General features: G+C 75.3%; 3 protein-coding genes. All 3 read left to right on the top strand.

What is annotated here, in order from left to right:
- Positions 1 to 14 precede the first annotated feature (14 nt).
- The 3 genes from ACIQWA_RS03540 to ACIQWA_RS03550 all read left to right on the top strand — a co-directional run bounded on the left by ACIQWA_RS03540 (position 15) and on the right by ACIQWA_RS03550 (position 7,277).
- Complete coding sequence (locus ACIQWA_RS03540; protein ID WP_402477563.1) at positions 15 to 767, top strand: thioesterase II family protein; 753 nt, start codon at positions 15 to 17, stop codon at positions 765 to 767.
- Positions 764 to 2,038, top strand: a complete 1,275-nt coding sequence (locus tag ACIQWA_RS03545) for an MFS transporter (protein WP_402477565.1) — start codon at positions 764 to 766, stop codon at positions 2,036 to 2,038. The genes ACIQWA_RS03540 and ACIQWA_RS03545 overlap by 4 nt, the downstream gene beginning before the upstream one ends.
- Positions 2,039 to 2,111: 73 nt before the next feature.
- A complete protein-coding gene (locus tag ACIQWA_RS03550; RefSeq protein WP_402477568.1) occupies positions 2,112 to 7,277 on the top strand; it encodes an amino acid adenylation domain-containing protein in 5,166 nt (1,721 codons plus the stop codon).
- The last annotated feature ends 135 nt before the right edge of the window (positions 7,278 to 7,412 follow it).

Raw genomic sequence — 7,412 nt, forward strand, 5'->3', positions numbered from 1 at the left:
GAGTTCACGGCGCCATGCAGACCGACGCGGGCAAATGGCTGTTCCGCCCCCCATCCGAGGACGCCCCGGCACGGATCTTCCTCTTCCCGTACTCGGGCACCGGCGCGTCGATGTACCGCGCCTGGCCCGAGCGGATCGGCGAGGTCGAGGTGTGCCTGGTGCAGCTGCCCGCGCGGGAGAACCGCCTGCGCGAGCCGCACCCGGTCACCTACCAGAACCTGGCCACGGCCGCCGCCGCGGCGCTGGCCCCGCTGGTGGACCGCCCGACCGGCTTCTTCGGGCACTGCGGCGGCGCGCTGTCCGCCTTCGCCACCGCGCTGGAACTGGAGCGGGTCCACGGCAGGGAGCTGACCGCGCTCTTCATGTCCTCCCAACTCGCCCCCGACGAGGACCCGTTCGGCCGCTGGCTGTGGCTGGAGCGGGACGACCTCGCGGTCGAGCTGAACCTGCTCGCCGAGGCCGCCGGGACCAGGATGGACCCGGACTTCCTCGACGTGGCCCTGGACGTGCTGGAGGAGGACCTCGCCGCCCAGCGCCGCTACCGGCTGGACGCCCCCGAGCCGCTCGCCTGCGCCGTGCACTCGGTCGGCTGGCGGCACGACGTGGAGATCCGCCCGGAGCAGCTGGGCGGCTGGAGCCGGTACGTCCCGGCGGCCCGGCACCACCGGCACCTGCTGGACGGCGGCCACCACGCCTTCCTGGCCGCCCCGCAACCGCTGCTCGACCTGATGGGCCGCGCGATGACCTCGGAAGGACCGGCGGCATGAAGCTCGACGGACTGTGGGACCACGCGGACTTCCGCAGACTCTGGGCCGGCCAGACGCTCTCCATGCTGGGCACCAACATGGTGGCGGTGGCCGTCCCGCTGATCGCCGCGGTCAGCCTGGGCGCCTCGGTGTTCCAGATGGGCCTGCTGCTGGCCACCGAGTTCCTGCCCTACCTGCTGATCAGCCTGTTCGTCGGGGTCTGGCTGGACCGGCGGCCGAAGAAGATGATCATCGTGGCGGCGGACGCCGTCCGCTCGCTGATCCTGCTCTCCGTCCCGCTGCTGTCCTGGGCGGACCTGCTGAGCGTCCCGCTGCTGCTCGTGGTGGTGTTCGGCACCGGCGCCTGCAGCACCGTCTCGGACATCGGCAACGCCGCCATCCTGCCCGCCCTGGTCGAGCGCGAGGACCTGGTCGAGGGCAACAGCAAGCTGGAGATGAGCAGTTCGGTCTCCAACATCGGCGGTCGGACCTTCGGCGGCCTGCTGGTGCAGCTGCTCACCGGCCCGGTCGTCATCATGGTCAACGTGTTCGCCTTCGGGCTGGCGGCGGCCTGCACCCTGCGCATCCGCAAGAAGGAGCCGGTGCCGGAGCGCCCGGCCGACGGCCCGCCCTCCTCGATGTGGAAGGAGATCGGCGAGGGCCTCTCCTTCATCTTCGGCAACGCGACCCTGCGCACCCTGGTGCTGGTCACCTTCCTGATCAACTTCTCCGCCATCGCCATCGACCCGGTGTTCCTGGTGTTCATCACCCGCACCCTGGACCTGCCCGGCATCCTGGTCGGCGCGCTGCTGGCCGGCACCGGCGTGGGCTCGCTGCTGGGCGCCCTGTTCGCGGCCCGGCTGGGCAAGCTGCTGCCCTTCGGCCGGATGGTGGTCTGGTGCACGGTGGCGATGACCGGCGTCGAACTGGTCATCCCCGCCGCGACGGTGATGCCCACCGTCATCGCCTTCGCGATGCTGATGTTCGTCCAGGTCGCCTACGCCGTGCTGGTGATCGCCAGCGCCGTCAACATCCGCAGCTACCGGTCGGCGATCACCCCGGACGCCATGCAGGGCCGGATGAACGCCTCCACCCGGATGATCGTGATGGCCGGCACGCCGTTCGGCGCCATGGCCGGCGGCGCGCTCGGCAGCTGGCTGGGCACCCAGTGGGCGATCGTGGTCTGCGCCGGCGGCATCGGGATCGCCGCCGTCCTGCTGGCCCTCTCCCCGGTGCGCGGCGCCACCGGGATCCCCACCGAGGTCCCCGCCCCGGCGCCCGCCGCCGCCTGACGGCCCGTCGGAGCGACCCGCCCGGCGGGGCATCCGTACGCAACCCCCACGACCAGGAAGGCCAGAAGGTCTCGTGAACGACACCGACGCGGTCGGCCGCGCCACACTGGACGCCGTCTTCGCCCGGGCGCTGGCGGAGGAGGCGGGCTCCGCGGCCGCCGCCCCCGCGACCGCCGCCGTCCCGGCCCCCCGCCCGGGCGACGGGCGGGAGCCCGCGTCGCTGGCGCAGAAGCGGCTCTGGTTCCTGGAGCAGCTGAACGGCCCCAACAGCACCTACAACGTCCCGTTCCGGCTCCGGCTGGTCGGCGAACTCGACACCGGGGCGCTGCGGCTGGCCGTCGGCGACCTGGTGGCCCGGCACGAGGGCCTGCGCACCACCTTCGCCGGTGACGAGGACGAGGTCTTCCAGCTGCTCCTCGACCCGGACGAACTCCCGTGGGAGCAGCTGGACCTGACCGAGCTCGGCGAGCCGGCGGTGATCGCGCTGATCGAGGAGGAGAGCCGGCTCCCGTTCGCCCTGGCCGGCCGGCCGCTGTTCCGGGCGAAGCTGATCCGCTCCGGTACGGAAGGGGCGGCGCCGGTCCACCACCTGGCCGTCACCATGCACCACGCGATCACCGACGGCTGGTCGGAGGGGCTGTTCTTCCGGGAGCTGGGCGCCTGCTACACCGCCCGGGTCGGCGGCCCGCCGGCCGGCCTGGCGCCGCTGCCGGTGCGCTACGCCGACTACTCGGCCTGGGAGGCCGAGCCGGCCACCGTGGAGCTCTACCGCGGCCAGCTGGCCTTCTGGCGCGAGCAGTTGGCCCGGCTGCCGGAGGAGGCCGGGATCCCGGCCGACCTGCCGCGGCCGGTGCTGCTCAGCGGCGAGGGCGCCAGCGTCACGGTGCCCGTCCCGGCCGACCTCCAGCGGCGGCTGGCCGCCTGGGGCGCCGGGCACGAGGCCTCGCTGTTCGCCACCGCGGTGACGGTGCTGGCCGCGCTGCTGCACCGCTACAACGGCGAGGAGCGGGTGGTCGTCGGGGTGCCGGTGGCCAACCGGCCGCGGGCCGAGTGGGAGCCGGTGATCGGCTACTTCGCCAACACCCTGGCCGTGCCGGTGGACCTCGCCGGTGACCCGACCCTGCGCCAACTGCTCGGCCAGGTACGGACGGTGGCGGCGGAGGCGCTGTCGAACCAGAACGTGCCGTTCGACCGGGTGGTGGAGGCGCTCGGCGTGGTCCGGGACCCGTCCCGCAACCCGGTGTTCCAGGTGATGTGCAGCGTCAACCAGGTGGTGCCGCCGCCGGAGCTGCCGGGCCTGGCGGTGGAGATCGTGGAGATGCGCAACGACTCCGCCAAGTTCGACCTGGAGCTCGCGGTGAGCTACACCGCGGACGAGGTCGGCTTCGCCTTCGACTACGCCACCGACCTGTTCGAGCGGGAGACGGTGGAGCGGCTCGCCGCCGACTACCTGGCCCTGCTGGAGGCCTTCCTGGCCGAGGGCGCGGCGAGCGTCGGCGCGGTGGCGCTGGGCGCCCACGGGCCGGCCGAGGTGGACGGCGTCGAGGCGGAGGTCCGCGACCGCTACGGCAACCGGGCGCCCACCGGGGTGTACGGCAAGCTGCTGCTGGCCGGCGAGCCGAGCGGGCGCCGGGCCCGGGTGCTGGCCGACGGCCGGGTCGAGGACGCCGTCGAGCCGGCGGAGCGGGCCGAGCAGGCCCGGCCGGCCACCGACGGCTCCGCCGCCCCCGCGACCGCCACCGAGCGGGCGCTGGCCGCGATCTGGTCCCGGCTGCTGGGCACCGAGAAGGTCGGCCGGGACACCGACTTCCTGCGCGACGGCGGGGACTCGCTGCTGGCCACCCGGCTGGTCGCCCGGATCCGCCGGCAGTGGTCGGTCAAGCTGTCCGTCCGCCACGTCCTCAGGACCCCGGTCCTCGCCGACCTGGCCAAGCTGCTGGACGAGGCCGCCGCCGCGCCCGCCGAGACGCCCGCCCGCAGCGCGATCCCGGCCGCCACCGGACCCCGGCCCGAGCTGCTGCCGCTGTCGATGGCCCAGCGCGGGATCTGGATCGTCAACCGGCTCGGGCAGCAACAGGCCTTCTACCACATGCCGTTGGCGGTGCGGATCGAGGGCGAGCTGGACCTCGCCGTGCTCGCCGCCGCCGCCGCGGACCTCGGCCGCCGGCACGAGATCCTGCGGACGGTCTTCCCCGCCGACGCGGGCGCGCCGCGCCAGTCGGTGCAGCCGCCCGAGGCCGTCGCCCAGGTGGTCCGGGCCAGTGCCGTTCACCCCAACGGCCTCCAGCAGGCGCTGCGGGACGCGCTGGAGACCCCCTTCGACCTGACCACCGAAGTCCCGCTGCGGCTGCACGTGTTCAGCACCGGCCCGCGCTCCCACGTGCTGCTGGTGGACGTCCACCACATCGCCTGCGACGGCCTCTCGCTCGCCCCGCTCTGCCGCGACCTGGCCACCGCCTACGCCGCCCGGGCCGCCGGCCGGGCCCCCGACTGGCACGAACTCCCCATCCAGTACGCCGACTTCGCGCTCTGGCAGGCGCAGCAGCTGGGCCGGGCCGAGGATCCGGACAGCCCCTTCGGCCGGAGCCTGGAGTTCTGGACCAAGACCCTGGCCGGGCTCCCCGAGGAGCTCGCCCTGCCCGGCGCGCGCCCGCGCCCGGCCACGCCGACCTTCCGCGGCCTGCCCACCCGGGTGGAGGCCGGCCCCGAGCTGTACCGGCGGATCACCGCGGCCGCCCACGAGCACGGCGCCAGCGTCTTCATCGTGCTCCAGGCCGCCCTCGCCGCGATGCTCACCCGCCTCGGCGCCGGCACCGACATCCCGCTCGGCACCCCCACCGCGGGCCGCTCCGACCAGGCGCTGGACGACCTGGTCGGCTGCTTCATCAACACCGCCGTGCTGCGCGCCGACACCTCCGGCGACCCGAGCTTCCGCACCCTGATCGCCCGGGTGCGGGAGACCAACCTGGCCGCCCACGACCACCTGGACCTGCCCTTCGACGAGATCGTCACCGCCCTCAACCCGCCCCGCCGGCACGGCCGCAACCCGCTGTTCCAGGTGATGGCCAGCCTCAACGGCGAGCCCGAGCCGGTCCCGGCGCTCGGCGGACTGCCCACCGAGCCCTTCGACCTCGGCACCCCCGCCACCCCGTTCGACCTCACCATGGAACTGACCGAGGACCGCGCCCGCGCCACCATCAGCGGCGTGCTCACGGTCAGCGCCGACCTCTTCGACGAGGCCGCCGGGGCCGCCCTGGCCCAGCGGCTGCTGCTCGCCCTGGAGATCGCCACCGAGCGGCCCGACCTGCCGCTCTCGCACTGGGAACTGCTGCTCCCGGGCGAGCGCGAGGCCGTCCTCGGCAGCTGGAGCACCGGCCTCCCCGGGCCCGGCGCGGCCACCTTCGCCGAGCAGTTCGAGCAGGCGGTGGCGGCCGCGCCGGACGCCCCCGCGCTGGAGACGGACGACCTCACCCTGAGCTACGCCGAGCTGGACGAGCAGGCCAACCGGCTGGCCGCCGAACTGGTCGCCCGCGGCGTCGGACCGGAGAGCACCGTCGCCCTCGCGCTGCCCCGCAGCGGGGAGCTGGTGCTCGCCGTACTGGCGGTCGCCAAGGCGGGCGGCGCCTTCCTGCCGCTGGACGTCCGGTTCCCGGTCGAGCGGCTGTCCTTCATCCTCGCGGACGCCGGGGCCGCACTGGTGGTCACCGACGAGGACGGCGCCGCCGCGCTCCCGGCCGACGCCCCGCCGGTCCTGCTGCTGGACGACCCCGACCTGCTGGACGCGCTCGGCGAGCACTCCGGCGAGCGCCCGGCCACCGCCCCGGTGCACCCGGCGAACGCCGCGTACGTGCTGTACACCTCCGGGTCGACCGGGCAGCCCAAGGGCGTGGTGGTCACCCACACCGGGCTGGCCCCGCTCGCCGAGCAGCTGCACCGGGCCGTCCTGCTGCCCGAGACCGCCGCCGCGGCGGCCGGCGGGGAGCAGCCCCGGATGCTCCAGCAGGTGTCCCCCACCTTCGACATGTACGTGATGGAACTCCTGATGGCTTTCCGGTCCCGGGCCGTGCTGGTGGTGGCGCCCCCGCACCCGGTGCTCGGCGAGGAGCTGGCCGTCCTGCTCGAACAGCGGCGGATCAGCCACGCCGTGCTGACCCCGACGGCGCTGGCCGCCCTGCCCGCCCGCGACTACCCCGCGCTGCGCGCGATCGTCAGCGGCGGCGAGGCGATCGGCACCGAGCTGGTGGACCAGTGGGGGCGCGGGCACCGGCTGCACAACGCCTACGGGCCGACCGAGACCACCGTGCTCGGCACCCTGTCGGGCCCGCTGCGCCCGGCGGCCGGGCCGCCGCTCGGCGAACCGATCGCCGACTCCCGGCTGTTCGTCCTGGACGCGGCGCTGCGCCCCGTCCCGCCGGGCGTCACCGGGGAGCTGTACCTCGCCGGGGCGAGCCTGGCCCGCGGCTACCTGGGCCGCCCCGACCTGACGGCGGACCGCTTCCTGCCCTGCCCGTACGGCGCGCCCGGCGAGCGGATGTACCGCACCGGCGACCTGGCCCGGTGGACGCCCGACGGCGAGCTGCACTACCTGGGGCGCAGCGACGGGCAGGTGAAGATCCGCGGGGTGCGGATCGAGCTCGGCGAGATCGAGTCCGTCCTCGGGGCGCACCGCAAGGTCGCCAACTCGGCCGTGGTGGTGGACCGTTCGGCGGCCTCCGGGCCTCGCCTGGTCGCCTTCGTCTCCCCGGCGGACCCGGCCGACCCGGCCGCCCGGCCCACCCCTGCCGAGCTGCGGGCGCACTGCACCCGCTCGCTGCCCCGGGCCCTGACGCCGGCCCGGTTCGTGGTGCTCGGTGCGATGCCGACGCTGCCCTCGGGCAAGACCGACCGCAAGGCGCTGCTGATCCCGCCGGAGGAGGGCGCCGAGGGCCACCGCACCCCGCCGGGCACCGCCACCGAACGGGCGCTGGCCGCGATCTGGCAGCAGCTGTTCGAGACCGAGCGGATCGGGATCGAGGACGACTTCTTCGTCCTCGGCGGCCACTCGCTGGCCGCGATCCGGATGCTCGCCGAGATCCACCGCGACCTCGGCGTCGAACTGCCGCTGAGCGCCTGCTTCGAGCACCCGACGATCGCGGCGCTGGCGGCCCTGGTCGACCGGACGCCGAAGCCGGACGCCGCCGAGGAGCCGGCCGTGGTGCGGCGGCGCCGCCCGGGCCCGCGGTCCACGCCCGGGGCCTGAGCCACGACGGGAGGGCCGGCGGGCCGCCCAGGGGGGGGCCCCGGGCCCCCCCGGGTGGGGCACGGCCCCGGGGGGGACCCCCGGGCCGGGCGGGGCCGCCCCCCCACCGGCGGGGCCGCGGGGGCGGCCGGCGTA

Source organism: Kitasatospora sp. NPDC098652 (assembly GCF_044760155.1).
Taxonomy (GTDB): Bacteria; Actinomycetota; Actinomycetes; order Streptomycetales; family Streptomycetaceae; genus Kitasatospora.

Coding starts and splice junctions, on each gene's coding strand:
- ACIQWA_RS03545 (WP_402477565.1), top strand. CDS start 764: ATGAAGCTCGACGGACTGTGGGACCACGCGGACTTCCGCAGACTCTGG.
- ACIQWA_RS03540 (WP_402477563.1), top strand. CDS start 15: ATGCAGACCGACGCGGGCAAATGGCTGTTCCGCCCCCCATCCGAGGAC.